We start from the raw sequence: 16,657 nt of genomic DNA, 5'->3' as shown, positions 1-16,657 counted from the left end.
CCGCCGAAGCTGTCTATCATGGCTGGATGACGCGATCTCGCTCAAGAATGTCGGCGTTAAACGTCAAGCCTGCGTGCTCGGCCAGCATTGCGAGGAAGGTGAGTTGGGTACGGCCGTTGCCATCACGAAACGGATGCACCGCATTGATCTCGGCGATGATGTGCGCCATGTGCCTCGCAAAGCCAGTGGCATCAAGATCAGCCAATAGATCGGTATCACCCAGCTCGCCGAATACCCGCGCCATCTCACTGGCAATGTGTTCAGGATAACAGAACCAACTGCCACCTTTGCCGATGCGAATAGTGCGCGCTTGGCCGGCCCATGCAGAAATGTCCTGAAACAGGTGCTGATGAAGGCGGAGATAATGACGATAGTCGAGCTCACCCGCCGGCAAGGGCTCATCGGCACGGGTCAGGAATAGAGCGAGTTCAACCTCATCGAGTTCGGCCTGGTCACGGATGTCCAGCAGATTGATGAGCACCGTCGTGCCGGGGTAGCAGAGTGGATCGAACTCGGCAGCGTAGACCAACGTCTATTTCTTTTTACGGATTTCTTCCTTGATGAGGGAGCGGCGCTCGTCACCGGACAGTCCTTGCCGAACGCTATGGTTGAGTACCTTGGCCATGCGGGGCGACAGCTTCATGCCTTCGACAGCGCTGATTTTCTCGCCATGCGCGCTCGTCAGGACGAAATGACCAGTCTTGGCTGAACGGCCGATTCTTGAATTAGGAGACTTCATCCGCAAACCATATCATGGACGCCAAAGGGAAACCAAAACGATTCCGGCTAGCCCCTCAATCTTATCCCTTCCGGGTCGAAGAATGGCATCGGCGCCACCACCGCGCGTGTTGGCTTGCCGTCGATGTCGGTGCCGAGCGAGGTGAACGGCAACCGCAAATGCGCTGTCGCCAGCACCTTTCCCCAGGAATAGCCGTGGTCGCTGTAGGTGACCACGCCGGCGTTCTCGGCGCACAGCGCCTTGCCGAGATCGATGTCGAAGCCGCCGAGCATACCGTCGGCACTGGCGTAACTGAAGGGCGGACCCTCGGTGCCGAGCCTCAGCTTTTTCTCCTGGCCGGAAGCAGCACCGGTGGCAAGCGTAAGGGCTACGGAAGCGGCAAGCATGAAACGACCGAAAAGACGCATGGTCCAGATCTCCGTTGACCCGGGAAGTGTACGGTCTTTCCGATCATCGTCGGAGACGGAAACGACATGTGCTGCGGCGATCACGGCGCGGTGAGGAACCGCACAATGACCGACAGTTTTAGCCGGCGCGTTGCTTTTCCGTTGCTTCGCGATCAACGGCTCCTGCCGACAGCACGACGCCGAATTTTTCCCAGGCTTGCCGTGGGGTATAGTACCCCAGGGCCACATCGCGCAGCACCTGATCGGCATCGCGCTCACGCGGATCGCCATAGCCGCCACCGCCCGGCGTGCCGACGCGCACGCGGTCGCCGGCCTTTAGCGGGATGTCCTGCTCCTTGGAGAGGTGCGGCGGTACGTGTTCCTCGCCATTGCGGACGACGATCACGCTGTTGGGCTCGCCATCCCCACCGCCAAGGGCGCCCTGCGGGCCGAAGCGACCATGGTCCATGACGAAGGAGGCACGCGCCTCGCCGCGCAGGATCTCGACCTCGTAGGCGAGGCCAAAACCGCCGCGATGCTTGCCGGCGCCGCCCGAGCCTTCGCGCAAGGCATAGTGCCGGTAAAGCACCGGAAAGGCCTGCTCCATGATCTCGACCGGCGGCGACTTGGAAATGCCGATGGTCGAGCAGCCATTGGTGAGGCCGTCATGGCCTGAATTGCCGCCATAGCCGCCGCCGGAAATCTGGTACATGACGTAGTCGCGGCCGCGCGCGGGATCGTTGCCGCCGAGTGCGAAATTGCCGCTGGAGCCGGCGGGTGCGGCCGTCACCTTGTCGGGCAGTGCCTGCACCATGGCCGCGAACACCGCCTCGGCAATGCGCTGCGACACTTCGGCCGCACAGCCCGATACGGGGCGCGGATACTTCGCGTCGAGGAAGGTGCCTTCCGGCCGCTTGACGATCAGGGGCTCGAAAGCGCCGGCGCTGATCGGCACGTCAGGGAAAATATGGCGCATGGCGAGATAGACCGAGGACAGGGTCGTCGCCAGCACGCTGTTCATCGGCCCCGCACAGGGCTTTGATGACCCTGAAAAATCGAAGGTCAGCGTGTCGCCCTTCTTGTCGACGGCGAGCGCGATGGTCAGTGGTTCGTTGACCACCCCGTCGGAATCGACAAAGGCCTTGGAGCGGTAGGTGCCGTCGGGAATGGCCGCTATGTTGGCGCGCATCTGCTCGGCGGCACGGCGGCGCAGTTCGGCGATCGCTTCGACAACTGTTTCGTCCCCGTAACGATCCAGGATTCCATTGAACCTATCCTGGCCGACTAGCAGCGCGGCGGCCTGAGCCCTGATGTCGCCGATGCGCTGGTCGGCAACCCGGATGTTGGAGCAGATGATGGCGTAGATTTCGAGATCGAGCACGCCCTTCTTGAACAGCTTTACCGGCGGCAGCCGCAGGCCCTCCTGCTCGACCGCCGTCGCCGAGGCCGAAAAGCCGCCCGGCACCGAACCGCCAATGTCGGGCCAATGGCCTGTGTTCGACAACCAGCAGAAGATCTTTTCATCCCGATAGATCGGCATGACGAAGCGCACATCCATCAGATGCGTGCCGCCGAGATAGGGGTCGTTGACGATATAGATGTCGCCCGGCTCAGGCGGCAGGCAGCGGCCATCGGCAATCATCTCGATCACCGTCCTGGTCGAATATTGCATGACGCCGACAAACACCGGCAGGCCCTGGCTGCCTTGTGCGATCAGCGAGCCATCGACGGCCGAATAGATGCCGTCCGAGCGGTCATTGGCCTCGGCGATCACGGGCGAGAAGGCGGCGCGGGAAAAGGTCAGGTCCATCTCGTCGCAGACCTGCTGCAAGGCAGCCTGGAGAACCGAAAGGGTAATGGCGTCGAGCTTCATTTCAGGCCTCGCCAATGTCGATGATGATGTTCCCGTCGGCGTCCGATCGCGCGCGGTCGCCGGGTTCGAGCACGGTCGTCGCGTCCATCTGTTCGAGGATCGCCGGGCCTTCGATGACCGCGTCGAGCGGCAGCTTTTCCCTGATATACACCGGCGTGTCATGCCAGCGCCCGCCATACCAGACCGGCCTGATCTCGCGCCGCGCCTCGTCGAGCGTCTTTGCCCGCCCGGCCGGATCGATCAGGCGTGACAAGTCGATCGCCGGACGCACGCCGGTAACCGAGGTGTTGAGGTTGACGAGGTTGGCGCGGATTTCCGGCAGCTCCACCTTGAAGCGGGCGAAATAGGCTTTTTCGAACAGGGACTGCAATTCGTGCCGGGTAACCGAGGAGGACGGCAACGGCACGTTGATGATGTGGGTCTGGCCGACGAACTGCATGTCGGCGGAGTGGGTGACGCGGATCGTTTCCGGCTTCACCGCTTCCTTGGCGATCAGCTCCTCGCCTTCGTTACGGTGCCGTTCCAATACTTGATGGAGCCGGCTTTCATCAAGCACGGCCACCGGTTGGTTGATGGTGTTGACGAAGTCATGGCGCAGATCGGCGACGACGCAGCCGAGCGCATTGGTGATGCCGGGACGCGCTGGCACCAGCACTTTGGGCAGGCCGAGTTCACGCGCGAGCGCGGTGGCATGCAGCGGCCCGGCGCCGCCGAAGGCGAACAGCGCGAAATCGCGGGGATCATGGCCGCGCGATACCGAGACCATGCGAATGGCGCCGGCCATCTTCATGTTGCCGAGCCTGAGCACCGCGCCCGCCGCCTCGACGCCCGACAGGCCCGTTGCCTTGCCGATCCTGTCCTCGAAGATGCCGGTGACGCGCTCTGATGTGACCGGATTGTCGACGGCGAGCAGCTTCTTCGGCGCCAGCCGGCCGAGCACCAGATTGGCGTCGGTGATCGTCGGCTCGGTCCCGCCGCGCCCGTAGCAGATCGGGCCGGGATTGGCGCCCGCACTTTCCGGGCCGATCTGGATCAGGCCGGCCGCGTCGACGCGGGCGATCGAGCCGCCGCCGGCGCCGACCGTGTGCACCGCCACCATCGGCACATGGATCGGCATGGCATATTCGATCTCGATCTCGTTCGAGACAGCCGGTTCGGCGTTGCGGATCAGCGCCACGTCGGTCGAGGTGCCGCCCATGTCGTAGGTGACGAGGTTTTCGAAGCCGGCGCGCTTGCCCGTATAGGCGGCGGCGATGACGCCGGAGGCGGGGCCCGACATGACCGTCTTGGCCGATTCACGTGTGACGAAGCGGGCCGAGATCATGCCGCCATTGCCGTTCATGATGAGAAAATCGCGGGCATAGCCCTTGTCGGCCAATTCCGTGCGCAGACGCTCGACATAGCGCTCCAGGATCGGCTGCACCGAGGCGTTGACCGATGCCGTCACCCCGCGCTCGAATTCGCGCGCTTCCGACAACAGCGCATGGCCGGTGGTGATGTAGCCGTTCGGCCAAAGCTCGGCGGCGATTTCGGCGGCGCGGCGCTCATGCGACGGGTTGGCGTAGGAATGCAGAAAATGGATGACGAGGGATTCGCAGCCGGCCGCGATCAGCGCCTTTACCGCCTCGCGCATTTCGGCCGCGTCAAGCGGCGTGCGGACGGCGCCTGATGCCTCGACGCGTTCGGACACCTCGAGGCGCAGATTGCGAGGGATGACCGGAACGAACGTGCCCGTCATGCCATAGGGTTGCGGCCGCGTGCGCCGGCCAAGCTCGATCACGTCGCGAAAACCGCGCGTGGTGATCATGCCGGTCTTGGCCAGCCGGCGCTCCAGCACCGCATTGGTGGTGGTGGTCGTGCCATGCACGATGAGGTCGATGCCGTCGATCGGAAAGCCGGTGGCGCCGAGCGCCGAAACCACGCCAAAGGCCTGGTTGTCGACCGTGGTCGGGGTCTTGGCCAGATACACCTTGCCACCGTCCTTGCCGTCGATCAGGAGCAGGTCGGTGAAGGTTCCGCCGACATCGATGCCGGCGACGACGCTGCCCAGGGAATCCGGCGGCTGCACCGAAAAATTCTCTTTCATTGTCGAAACCCGAAATGCTGGGACTACGGACATGCCACAGTTTGGAAAGGTGTTTTACGGCGGCATCTTGACGCAAATATCGTTTGTATACTAATAAATTCCGGACACAAGAGCTTACCGCTTCGGTAGCGTGCATGGCACGCCGGAACCTGAATGGTTCGGGCGCGCACGGGAAAGTTTGGCGCCCGCGTCTGTAATTGGGCGAGAAGGTTGTAATTGATGAACACCACGCCCGCGTTCAATACCGCTGAAGCCCGCCCGCTGCAGTTTCCGATTCCGGCCAATGTCTATGCCGAGACGGTCGTCTCGGTGAAGCACTACACCGACCGGCTGTTCTCGTTCCGCATCACGCGCCCGCAGTCGCTGCGCTTCCGCTCGGGCGAGTTCGTGATGATCGGCCTGCCCAATGCCGAGAAGCCGGTATATCGCGCCTACTCCGTCGCCAGCCCGGCCTGGGACGAAGAGCTGGAATTCTTCTCGATCAAGGTGCCGGACGGCCCGCTGACCTCGGAACTGCAGAAGATCCAGGTCGGCGACACGGTCATCATGCGCCAGAAGTCGACCGGCACGCTGGTTGTCGACGCGCTGACCCCGGCCAAGCGCCTGTTCATGATCTCGACCGGCACCGGCATCGCGCCCTTTGCCAGCCTGCTGCGCGACCCCGACACCTACGAGAAATTCGATCAGCTGATCCTGACCCACACCTGCCGCGACAATGCCGAGCTGATCTACGGCCAGGAGTTGGTGGCGGCACTGGAAAGCGACCCGCTGATCGGCGAGCTGACCGCCGGCCGGGTCACGCTGTACAATTCAACGACCCGCGAGGAGTCGGCACGCATAGGCCGCATCACCGCGCTGATCGGCTCCGGCAAATTCTACAGTGATCTCGGCATCGAGAAGCTCGATCCCGAGACCGACCGCATCATGATCTGCGGCTCGATGCACATGCTGAAGGACGTCAAGGAGCTGGCCGAAAGCCTCGGCTTCCAGGAAGGTTCGCTCAGCCACCCCGCGAGCTTCGTCGTCGAACGGGCCTTCGTCGGCTGAGGCCGGCGCGTCTCCCGGAAACCTGATTTTGACCTTCCGGTCAAAAATCAGCTGCTTTCGCGACCTTTTTCAGCTATCCCTCGCCTGAGGACTCGTGAAGCGCGGCTTCGCGGGTTATCGTAGTGCGTGTCGCCCAAAAGTGTCGAGGCTTTGGGAGAACGATGCGCACCAAGAGCGCACGCCGCTGAACGAAAGGGCAGGAGATGAGCAGCACAATCCGCGAAGCCGATCTTGGCACCAAGGTGACGCCGCTGCCGGCACGCGCAGCCGCCAATACGCCGGTGCCGCTGGACCATCACATCGCGCGCAATCCAGGCCTGAAACTCGACCTTGGTTTTCTGGAATCGGTGCGCAGCGTCAACCGCTCGGCGCTGGAGCGCCGCGTCGCCAGCCTGACCAAGCGGCGCTCGATCAAGGCCGACAACCAGGCCGCCTGGCTGCTCCGGGCGATCGCCTGCATGGACCTGACGACGCTCAACTCCAACGACACCGAGGAGCGCGTGCGCCGGCTCTGCGCCAAGGCGATCAACCCGCTGCGCCGCGACATCATGGAAGGCCTCGGCATTGCGGGCGAAACCATCCGGCCGGCCGCAGTCTGCGTCTATCATCCCTTCGTCTCCACGGCGGTCGACGCCGTGCGCGGCACCGGCATCCATGTCGCCGCCGTCTCCACCGCCTTCCCGCATGGTCTGGCGCCGCTGTCGACCCGGCTGCAGGAGATCGAGGCCTCGGTGAAGGACGGAGCCGACGAGATCGATGTCGTCATTCCGCGCGGCCTGGTGTTCGGCGCCAAGTGGCGCGAGCTTTACAACGAAATCGTCTCGATGCGCGCCGCCTGCGGTGACGCGCATCTGAAGGTCATTTTGGGCACCGGCGACCTCGCCACGCTGCGCAACGTCATGCTTGCCTCGATGGTGGCGATGATGGCGGGCGCCGATTTCATCAAGACCTCGACCGGCAAGGAGAGCGTCAACGCCACGCTGCCCGTCGGGCTGGCCATGGTGCGCGCCATCAGGGCCTATTTCGAGGAAACCGGCTATCTCATCGGCTTCAAGCCGGCCGGCGGCATCTCCACCGCGAAAGTGTCGCTCGACTGGCTGGTGCTGATGAAGGAAGAACTCGGCCGGCCGTGGCTGGAACCGGAGTTGTTCCGCTTCGGTGCCTCGAGCCTGCTGACCGACATCGAGCGCCAGCTCGAGCACCATCTGACCGGGCATTATTCGGCCAATCATCGCCACGCGATGGCCTGAACTGATCGACGCGGTGATGGCTGGAACACCCCTCATCCGTCGCCTTCGGCGACACCTTCTCCCACAAGGGGAGAAGGAAAAGCTCTGCCTCGGCCTGTCGATAGAATACTATCGTGATCAACTCGCTGGCCCGCAGTCGTGCGCCTTCCCTTCTGCTCTTGTGGGAGAAGGTGGCCGAGCGAAGCTCGGTCGGATGAGGGGTGCCAGGCTTCGGATCAGCCTGCAAGGAACAAATCCATGAACATTCTCGAACGCTATCACGCCATGGAATACGGCCCGGCGCCGGAGGCTCGTAACGAGGCGGATGCCTGGCTCGCGGCGCGCGATTTCGGCAAGGCGCTGTTCATCGGCGGCGATTGGAAAGCCGCCAGCGGCGGCAAGACCTTCGACACCAGCGAACCATCTTCCGGCAAGCTGCTGGCCAAAGTCTCCGACGCCAATGCCGCCGATATTGACGCCGCGATTTCCGCAGCCACCAAGGCGCTGCCGAAATGGAGCGCCGGCACCGGCTACCAGCGCGCGAAGGTGCTCTACGCCATCGGCCGGGCGATGCAACGCCACCAGCGGCTGTTCGCGGTGCTTGAGACAATCGACAACGGCAAGCCGATCCGCGAAAGCCGCGACATCGACGTGCCACTGGCGATCCGCCATTTTATTCATCACGCCGGCTGGGCGCAGGCGCTGGACCGGGATTTTCCCGGCCACAAGGGTGTCGGCGTCGTCGGCCAGATCATCCCGTGGAACTTTCCGCTGCTGATGCTGGCCTGGAAGATCGCGCCGGCGCTTGCGGCGGGCTGTACCGTGGTGCTGAAGCCGGCCGAATTCACGCCGCTCACCGCCATCTTGTTCGCCGAGATATGCGAACGCGCCGGTGTGCCGAACGGCGTCGTCAATATCGTCCAGGGCGGTCCGGAAGCCGGTGCTGCGATCGTCAACCACCCCGGCACCCAGAAGATTGCCTTCACCGGCTCGTCCGAAGTCGGCAAGATCATCCGCAAGGCCACCGCCGGCTCGGGCAAAAAACTGTCGCTGGAGCTCGGCGGCAAATCGGCCTTCATCGTCTTCGAGGATGCCGATCTCGACAGCGCCGTGGAAGGGCTGGTCGACGGCATCTGGTTCAATCAGGGCCAGGTCTGCTGCGCCGGTTCGCGCCTGCTGGTGCAGGAAGGCATCGCCGACGCCTTGATCGCCAAGGTCAAGGTCAGGATGAGCCGGCTGCGTGTCGGCAGCCCGCTCGACAAGAACACCGATATCGGCCCACTGGTCGACCTGACCCAGCTCGACCGCGTCAAGGGACTGATCGCCGAGGGCGCCAGGCAGGGCGCCGTCTGCTGGCAGCCGGATGCAACGCTGCCGTCGTCGGGTTACTATCACCTGCCGACGCTCGCTACTGGCGTTTCGCCGGCTAATATCCTGGCGCAGGAAGAGGTGTTCGGGCCTGTGCTCGCCACCATGACCTTCCGCAACACCGAGGAAGCGATCGAGCTCGCCAACAACACGCGCTATGGCCTGGCGGCCTCGGTGTGGAGCGAGAACGTCAATCTTTCCCTCCATGTGGCGCCGCAGCTGAAGGCCGGCGTGGTCTGGGTCAACGGCACCAACATGTTCGACGCCGCCTGCGGCTTCGGCGGCTATCGCGAGAGCGGCTTCGGCCGCGAAGGCGGGCGCGAGGGCATGTTCGAATATCTCGCGGCGAAACTGCCGCTCGGCCCGGTGATCAAGCCGGCGACATCCTCCGCGCAGCCCGTCGAGCAGGCCGATGGCGTGGCAATCGACCGCACGGCAAAGCTGTTCATCGGCGGCAAGCAGGTGCGGCCGGACGGCAATTACTCGATTGCCGTCGCGACGGCCAAGGGCAAACTCGCCGGCGAAGTCGGGCTCGGCAACCGCAAGGATATCCGCGATGCGGTTTCGGCTGCCCGCGCCTGCAAGAGCTGGCCGGAGGCGACCGCCTACAACAGGTCGCAGGTGCTTTATTACCTGGCCGAGAATCTTTCCGGCCGTGCAAGCGAGTTTGCCGCCCGCCTCACAGAACTGACCGGGGCCAATGCCAAGGCCGCGCGGGACGAGGTGGAACTCTCGATCGAACGGCTGTTCCTCTATGCCGGCCTCGCCGACAAGTTCGAGGGGCGCGTGCATCAGCCGCCGGCCCGAGCCGTGACGCTGGCGCTGCATGAGCCGGTCGGCGTCCTCGGCATCGTCGCGCCGGACAATCAGCCCCTGCTCGGCTTTATTTCGCTGGTCGCGCCGGCGCTGGCCATGGGCAACACGGTGATCGCCGTGCCATCCGAGCGCTATCCGCTGCTCGCCACCGATCTCTATCAGGTCATCGAATATTCCGACGTGCCGGCCGGCGCCATCAACATCGTAACCGGCCGCAGCGCCGAACTTGCCGGCGTGCTGGCCAAGCACGACGACGTCGACGGGCTCTGGCTGTTCACTGACGCCGAGACCTGCGCCAAGGCGGAAGCCGACTCCATCGGCAACCTCAAGCGCGTCTGGAGCGGCAATGGCCGCAGCCTCGACTGGGCTTCGGAAGAAGCCGCCGGCGATGCCTTGCTGCGCCGCGCCATCGAGGTGAAGAACGTCTGGGTGCCTTATGGGGACTAAGGCATGTCGCCCAAAAGTGCGCAGCGGTTTTGGGACAACGACATGCCTGGAGCTCTGTTGCGGTTGTTGATCGCGTTCGGGCTTGACGCCCGAACATATGTTCTTTAACGAGAAAAAACATCTTTATCAGTGAACTGGCACAGGCCGCACAATCGCGCCTGACTGGCACATGACGCCTTCGCCGGCCGCCGATAAAGGCAATTGACCCAAGCAGGCGAGGAAAAGATATGGCGGATCTGGCAGGCAAGGTCGTTGTCATCACGGCGGCGGCGCAAGGCATCGGCAAGGCAAGCGCGCTGGCCTTCGCCAAGGCCGGCGCCACCGTCCATGCCACCGACATCAACGAGACGCTGCTGGCGGAACTCGCCAAGGCCTCCGGCATCAAGACCCGCAAGGTCGACGTGCTCAACGACGAGGCGGTCAATGCCGCCTTTGCCGAGATCGGCGCCGTCGATGTGCTGTTCAACTGCGCCGGTTTCGTCCATTCGGGCTCGATCCTGGAGATGAAGGACGCCGATCTCGATTTCGCCTTCAATCTCAATGTACGCGCCATGATCCGCACCATCCGGGCGGTACTGCCCGGCATGCTGGAGCGCGGCGACGGATCGATCATCAACATGGCTTCGCTCGCCAGCTCGACCAAGGGCGTGCCGAACCGCTTCGCCTATGGTGTCACCAAGGCGGCGGTCATCGGCCTGACCAAGTCAGTCGCGGCCGACTATGTCGGCAAGGGCATACGCTGCAATGCCATCTGCCCCGGTACCGTCGAAAGCCCGTCGCTGCAGGACCGCATGCACGCCCAGGGCGACTACGACGCCGCCCGCGCCGCCTTCATCGCCCGCCAGCCGATGGGCCGGCTCGGCACGCCGGAGGAAATCGCCGATCTCGCCGTCTACCTGGCCGGCGCCAGTTACACATCGGGGCAGGCCTATAATATCGACGGCGGCTGGTCGATCTGAGCGCCGTCTGGAGACAAACTGGAAGATCGGGTTTGACGAAGGATCGCGAAGTCTGAAAATCCCGCTCGCCGGCCGTCAAAACAGGCTGTCCGCGCTTGTCGTGAAGCAGGCCGGTGGCTACGGTCCGCCCGGTTCCAGAAGGGCTGATGCCTCGGCGGAGAGTTTGTAGAACGGCCACGAGGCCGCAATCAGGAGAAGATGCATGAAACTGCTGCGCTATGGCGAGATGGGGAGCGAACGTCCCGGCCTGCTCGATGCGGATGGAACGATCCGCGATCTCTCCGCCCATGTCGCCGATATTGCCGGCACCACGCTTCATCCGGCCTCGCTGGATATGCTGTCGAAGCTCGACGCGAAGTCGCTGCCGGTGGTTTCCGGCAAGCCGCGCCTTGGCGCCTGCGTTGCCGGCACCGGCAAGTTCATCTGCATCGGGCTCAACTATTCCGACCATGCCGCGGAAACCGGCGCCACCGTGCCGCCTGAGCCGATCATCTTCATGAAGGCAAGCTCGGCCATCGTCGGCCCGGACGACGACGTGCTGATCCCGCGTGGTTCCGAGAAGACCGACTGGGAAGTCGAGCTCGGCGTGGTCATCGGCAGAAAAGCCAAATATGTCAGCGAAGCCGATGCGCTCGACTACGTCGCCGGCTATTGCGTCGCGCACGACGTGTCGGAACGCGCCTTCCAGGCCGAGCGCCAAGGCCAGTGGACGAAGGGCAAGAGCTGCGACACGTTCGGCCCGACCGGCCCGTGGCTGGTGACCAAGGACGAAGTGGCCGACCCGCACAACCTCAAAATGTGGCTGACGGTCAATGGCGAGACGATGCAGAACGGCTCGACCAGGACCATGGTCTATGGCGTTGCCTATCTCGTCTCCTACCTCAGCCAGTTCATGTCGCTGCACCCCGGCGACATTATTTCAACAGGCACCCCGCCTGGAGTCGGCCTCGGCATGAAGCCGCCAGTGTTCTTGAAGGCAGGTGACGTGGTGGAACTGGGGATCGAAGGGCTAGGACAGCAGAAGCAGACGTTCAAGGCTGACGTTTAAGCGCCTCTTCCTTCTCCCCCTGTGGGAGAAGGTGGATCGGCGCGCAGCGCCGAGACGGTTGAGGGGTGGGTGACGGAATGCCGTCGGTGCCAAGCTGGAGCACCCCTCATCCGACCTCGCTTCGCGAGGCCACCTTCTCCCACAAGGGGAGAAGGAAGAAGTACCGGCGCGTCCTACTTCAGCACCTTCCCATCCGCCCCGAACCGATACGTCTTCGCCGCATCCGGCGTCGCATAAAGCGTGGCGCCCGGTTCCGCGTCGTACACACCGAAAATCCGCACGGTGATCAGCCCGGCCTTCTCGCAATCCAGATAAAGATTGGTGTCGGCGCCGAGATGCTCGGCATGGACGACAGTGCCCTTCCAGGCGCCTGACTTGGGATCGACGGTCAGGTGCTCGGGCCGCACGCCGATGGTTTTGGCTGTCTCGCCGAGCCGGGCGCCGTCGACGAAATTCATCTTCGGCGAGCCTATGAAGCCGGCGACAAACTCGTTTGCCGGCGAATTGTAGAGCTCCATCGGGCCGCCGATCTGCTCGATCTTTCCGGCGTTGAGCACGACGATCTTGTCGGCCAGCGTCATCGCCTCGACCTGGTCGTGGGTGACGTAGATCATCGTCGCCTTGAGCCGGCGATGCAGCTGCGCGATTTCCAGCCGCGTGTTGACGCGCAGTGCCGCGTCAAGGTTCGACAGCGGCTCGTCGAACAGGAACAGTTTTGGCTCGCGCACCACGGCGCGGCCGATGGCGACGCGCTGGCGCTGGCCGCCGGAGAGTTCCGCCGGCCGTCTTTCGAGATAAGGCTCCAGCGACAGCATGGACGAAGCAACACCGATGCGGCGATCGATCTCCGCCGCCGGCGTGTGCGCCTGCTTGAGGCCGAGGCCCATATTGTTCTTCACCGTCAGATGCGGATAAAGCGCATAGGTCTGGAACACCATGGCGATGCCGCGTTTTGCCGGCGGCGTGACGGAGACGTCGTCGCCATCGATCAGCACCCGGCCCGAGGTCGAATCCTCCAGACCGGCGATGACGCGGAGCAAGGTCGACTTGCCGCAACCCGAAGGGCCGACAAAGACGACGAACTCGCCATCCGTCACTTCGAGGTCGATGCCCTTCAGCACCTCGACCGGCCCAAAGGCCTTCTTCACGTTCTCGATCTTCAACGAGCCCACGGCAGTCCTCCAAATTGATGAGTGGGCGCGAAAGCACCCCCCTCTGGCCTGCCGGCCATCTCCCCCTCAAGGAGGGAGATTGGCAGCGTCGACCCAGGCTTTCTTCTTGCAATGTTGGTGATTGGCGAAGGCAACCGAGACAGTCGATCTCCCCCCTTGAGGGGGAGATGTCCGGTAGGACAGAGGGGGGCGCCGTAGGGCGCTGACGACGACAGCCTGGTCACAGTCGCACCGCCTTGCCGCTGCGCACGCTCTCGTCGGCGGCAAGGCAGACGGCGAGCGACCGCACCGCGTCGTCCATGTGTCTGGTGAGATCGACGTCCTCGCGGACTGCCTTGAGGACAAAAGCCTGTTCGAGATCGCAGAGGTCCTGATGACCGGGTTCGCCTGCCATCGACAGCATCTCGTCCGGCCTGGCGAACTTGCCGTCCGGCCCGGTTTCGGCGCTGTGCAGGCGGATGGTCGAGGTCTTGGTGTGGGTGTCGATGTCGTCGGACTTCACGCCCTCCTTCATGACGATCGACACGCAGCCCTTGGGCGACATGACATCCTTCACGAAGAAGGCCGTCTCGGAAATCATCGGACCCCAGCCGGCCTCGTACCAGCCGACCGAACCGTCATCGAACAGCACCTGCAGATGGCCGTAATTGTACATGGAGGGCGCCACCTCGTCGGTCAGCCGCACCCCCATGCCGCGCACCTCGATTGGCTTGGCGTCGGTGATCTGCAGCATGACGTCGAGATAGTGCACGCCGCAATCGACGATCGGCGATGTCGTCCGCATCAACTGCTTGTGCGTCTCCCAGGTATGTCCCGAGGATTGCTGATTGAGGTTCATGCGGAAGACGTAAGGGCCGCCGAGCTTGCGCGCCTCGGCGATCAATCGGATCCAGGACGGGTGGTGACGCAGGATATAGCCGATCACCAGTTTTCGGCCATTGGCCTTGGCCGCCGCGACGACGCGTTCCGCATCGGCCACCGTGGTTGCCAGCGGCTTTTCGACGAAGACATGGCAGCCGGCCTCGAGCGCCTTCACCGCATAGTCGGCGTGGCTGTCGGAATAGGTGGCGATGCAGGCGACGTCGGGTTTTTCGTCGCGCAGGGCGTCGTCGAAGGACCGCCTGATGCCATAGCCGGCCAGCCCGCTAGGCAGCGGCACGTCGGAGCGATTGACCAGCGCCGCGATCTGAAAACCCGGATTGGTGTGATAGGCCAGCGCATGGCTGCGGCCCATATTGCCGAGGCCGGCGACGATTACTCGGAGGGGATCTGGGACGCGAAGGGGTGATTCTGAACTCACTTGACGGCTCCGGAAGTAATGCCGCGGATCAGCTGCCGCGAAAAGATGACATAGAGGATCAGCACAGGCAGGATCGCCAGCGACAGCGCGGCCAGGATGGCGTTCCAGTTGGTGACGAACTGGCCGAGGAAAAGCTGGGCGCCGAGCGTCACCGTCTTGGTCTCTTCCGACGGCGCCAGGATCAGCGGGAACCACAGATCGTTCCAGATCGGGATCATGGTGAAGACTGCGACCGTCGCCATCGACGGCCGCACCAGCGGCACCACCAGGCGGAAGAAGATGGTGTATTCGGACAGGCCGTCGATGCGGCCGGCATTCTTCAGGTCGTCGGAGACCTGCTTCATGAATTCGGACAGGATGAAGACAGCAAGCGGCAGGCCTTGCGCGGTGTAGACCAGGATCAGCGCGGTCAGCGTGTTGACCAGCCCGCTCGCCACCATCAATTGCAGGATGGCGACGGTGGCGAGGCGGATCGGGATCATGATGCCGAGCGCCACGTAAAGCCCCATCAGCGTGTTGCCGCGAAAGCGGTACTCCGACAGCGCGAAGGCAGCCATGGCGCCGAACAGCAGCACGAAGAACAACGAGCCGACGGTGACGACGAGACTGTTCTGGAAATAATGGATGAAATCACCCTGGCCGATCACCGTGGTGTAGCCGATCATGTCGAAGGTTTTCGGCGTCGGCGGCGTCAGCGGCGCGCCGAAGATGCCGGCGCGCGACTTGAACGAATTCATGATGACCAGAACCACCGGGAAAAGCGCGATCGCCGTGTAGGTCAGCAGAATCGCGTGGGCGCCGATGGTGCGGGGCAGTGAACGGGTGGCGATGCTCATTGGAAAAACTCCCAAGCGCGCAGAGAGGCTGGTTCCAAGGCGCGCCCCTCTGGCCTGTCGGCCATCTCCCCCTCAAGGGGGGAGATCGGCAGCGTTGGCCTTGCCGCCCACTTTGCAACGTTGACGATTGGCGAAAGCAGTAGTGACATCTGATCTCCCCCCCTGAGGGGGAGATGGCCGGCAGGCCAGAGGGGGGTGTTCAGCCGTGACATCTCCGCCCTCAGAACTGGTAGCGACGCAGGCGCGTCTGGATGAGGAAGAGGTAGACGCAGACACCGCCGAGGATGATCAGGAACATGATCGTGGCGATGGTCGCGCCCATGTTGGGGTCGCCGACCTGCAGCTGGAAGCCGAAGAAGGCGCGGTAGAGGAAGGTGCCTAGAATATCGGTCGAATAGTTCGGCCCGGCGAGCGCGCCCTGTGCGGTGTAGATCAAGTCGAAGGCGTTGAAATTGCCGACGAAGGTGAGGATCGAGATGATGCCGATCGACGGCAGGATCAGCGGCAGCTTGATCTTCCAGAACTGCGACAGGCCGGTGATCCCATCGCATTCGGCCGCCTCGATCACCTCTTCGGGGATCGACAGCAGCGCGGCATAGATCAGCATCATCGGGATGCCGATGAACTGCCACACCGAGATCAGGCTGAGCGCGGTCAGCGCGTATTGCTCCTTGCCGAGCCACGGCGTGAACAGGCTTTTCAGGCCGACGAAGTCGAGCAGATGCGGCGCAACGCCCCACAGCGGCGACAGGATCAGCTTCCAGGCGAAGCCGACGATGACGAAGGACAGGATGGTCGGCACGAAGATGGCGGTGCGATAGAAGGCCGAGAATCGCAGCTTCGGGCTGGACACGATGGCGGCCAAAAGCACGCCGACCGGGTTCTGCACCAGCATGTGGATGATGAAGAACCAGACGTTGTTGCGCAGCGCGTTCCAGAAATTCACCGACCAGTTGGGGTCGCCGAACAGGGTGCGGAAATTGTCCAGGCCGACGAAGACCTGGGACTGGTCGACGTTGCGGAACAGCGAAAGCTGCAGCGTGCCGGCCAGCGGCAGGATCATGATCGCCGTATAGACCAGCACCGCCGGCGCCAGGAAGACGGCGATATGCCAGCGGAACGGTCTTTTCGGTCGTGTTTGTGCGGCCATGAGTTCGGTCCCCGCCGTCTCTCGGTTCCAGACGATGTGATGCTAGATAATGCCTCGATACATGGCCCAAACCTTGCCCGGCGCGGCAAGACAAAGGCCTGCGACTGATCAGCTAGCCTTCCCCGACAAGAGCAGGGTAAAGCCGTGAGGCAGAGCCGACAATCGCAATATGGAACAGGATAATCCGGAACCGGCCGGGCA

At 63.4% G+C, this 16,657-nt stretch carries 14 protein-coding genes; 5 read left to right on the top strand and 9 right to left on the bottom strand.

Going from position 1 to position 16,657, the window contains the following annotated elements:
* Window positions 1–16: 16 nt before the first annotated feature.
* The 5 genes from O7B34_RS16280 to O7B34_RS16260 all read right to left on the bottom strand — a co-directional run bounded on the left by O7B34_RS16280 (window position 17) and on the right by O7B34_RS16260 (window position 5,084).
* Complete coding sequence (locus O7B34_RS16280; RefSeq protein ID WP_337147005.1) at window positions 17–529, bottom strand: Fic/DOC family protein; 513 nt, start codon at window positions 527–529, stop codon at window positions 17–19.
* Window positions 530–532: 3 nt separating this feature from the next.
* On the bottom strand, window positions 533–739 hold the full coding sequence (locus O7B34_RS16275; protein ID WP_337147004.1) for a hypothetical protein: 207 nt from the start codon (window positions 737–739) through the stop codon (window positions 533–535).
* Between the two features lie 47 nt (window positions 740–786).
* Window positions 787–1,146: a hypothetical protein gene (locus O7B34_RS32180; RefSeq protein ID WP_442920969.1), complete on the bottom strand. Its 360-nt coding sequence runs from the start codon at window positions 1,144–1,146 to the stop codon at window positions 787–789.
* 118 nt (window positions 1,147–1,264) lie between these two features.
* A complete protein-coding gene (locus tag O7B34_RS16265) occupies window positions 1,265–2,998 on the bottom strand; it encodes a hydantoinase B/oxoprolinase family protein (protein ID WP_337147003.1) in 1,734 nt (577 codons plus the stop codon).
* A 1-nt stretch (window position 2,999) separates the two neighbouring features.
* Window positions 3,000–5,084 carry a hydantoinase/oxoprolinase family protein gene (locus O7B34_RS16260; RefSeq protein ID WP_337147002.1) on the bottom strand — a complete coding sequence of 695 codons (2,085 nt, stop codon included), beginning with the start codon at window positions 5,082–5,084 and terminating at the stop codon, window positions 3,000–3,002.
* 219 nt (window positions 5,085–5,303) lie between these two features.
* On the opposite strand from O7B34_RS16260, the gene O7B34_RS16255 reads away from it, so the two are divergent.
* From O7B34_RS16255 to O7B34_RS16235, 5 genes are all read left to right on the top strand, one after another.
* The gene (locus O7B34_RS16255; protein ID WP_337147001.1) at window positions 5,304–6,131 is read left to right on the top strand and encodes a ferredoxin--NADP reductase; all 828 of its coding nucleotides are present in this window, start codon (window positions 5,304–5,306) and stop codon (window positions 6,129–6,131) included.
* A gap of 203 nt (window positions 6,132–6,334) precedes the next feature.
* Window positions 6,335–7,381, top strand: a complete 1,047-nt coding sequence (deoC, locus tag O7B34_RS16250) for a deoxyribose-phosphate aldolase (protein ID WP_337146999.1) — start codon at window positions 6,335–6,337, stop codon at window positions 7,379–7,381.
* A gap of 237 nt (window positions 7,382–7,618) precedes the next feature.
* Window positions 7,619–9,991, top strand: coding sequence for an aldehyde dehydrogenase family protein (locus O7B34_RS16245; protein WP_337146997.1), 2,373 nt, complete (start codon window positions 7,619–7,621; stop codon window positions 9,989–9,991).
* 227 nt (window positions 9,992–10,218) lie between these two features.
* Window positions 10,219–10,950 carry an SDR family oxidoreductase gene (locus O7B34_RS16240; RefSeq protein ID WP_337146996.1) on the top strand — a complete coding sequence of 244 codons (732 nt, stop codon included), beginning with the start codon at window positions 10,219–10,221 and terminating at the stop codon, window positions 10,948–10,950.
* Between the two features lie 202 nt (window positions 10,951–11,152).
* On the top strand, window positions 11,153–11,998 hold the full coding sequence (locus O7B34_RS16235) for a fumarylacetoacetate hydrolase family protein (protein WP_337146995.1): 846 nt from the start codon (window positions 11,153–11,155) through the stop codon (window positions 11,996–11,998).
* Between the two features lie 173 nt (window positions 11,999–12,171).
* Here the strand turns inward: O7B34_RS16235 and O7B34_RS16230 are convergent, their stop codons facing one another.
* The 4 genes from O7B34_RS16230 to O7B34_RS16215 form a co-directional block, all read right to left on the bottom strand.
* Window positions 12,172–13,170, bottom strand: coding sequence for an ABC transporter ATP-binding protein (locus O7B34_RS16230; protein WP_337146994.1), 999 nt, complete (start codon window positions 13,168–13,170; stop codon window positions 12,172–12,174).
* Window positions 13,171–13,390: 220 nt separating this feature from the next.
* Window positions 13,391–14,470 carry a Gfo/Idh/MocA family protein gene (locus tag O7B34_RS16225; RefSeq protein WP_337146992.1) on the bottom strand — a complete coding sequence of 360 codons (1,080 nt, stop codon included), beginning with the start codon at window positions 14,468–14,470 and terminating at the stop codon, window positions 13,391–13,393.
* Window positions 14,467–15,306 carry a carbohydrate ABC transporter permease gene (locus tag O7B34_RS16220; RefSeq protein ID WP_337146991.1) on the bottom strand — a complete coding sequence of 280 codons (840 nt, stop codon included), beginning with the start codon at window positions 15,304–15,306 and terminating at the stop codon, window positions 14,467–14,469. The genes O7B34_RS16225 and O7B34_RS16220 overlap by 4 nt, the downstream gene beginning before the upstream one ends.
* 220 nt (window positions 15,307–15,526) lie before the next feature.
* Entirely contained in the window at window positions 15,527–16,456 is a 930-nt protein-coding gene (locus O7B34_RS16215; RefSeq protein ID WP_337146990.1) for a carbohydrate ABC transporter permease, read from the bottom strand.
* Window positions 16,457–16,657 lie beyond the last annotated feature (201 nt).

Origin of the sequence: Mesorhizobium sp. Cs1299R1N3 (assembly GCF_037179625.1) — a bacterium.
Classification (GTDB): Bacteria; Pseudomonadota; Alphaproteobacteria; order Rhizobiales; family Rhizobiaceae; genus Mesorhizobium; species Mesorhizobium salmacidum.
This window is presented reverse-complemented; position numbering and strand designations above follow the sequence as displayed.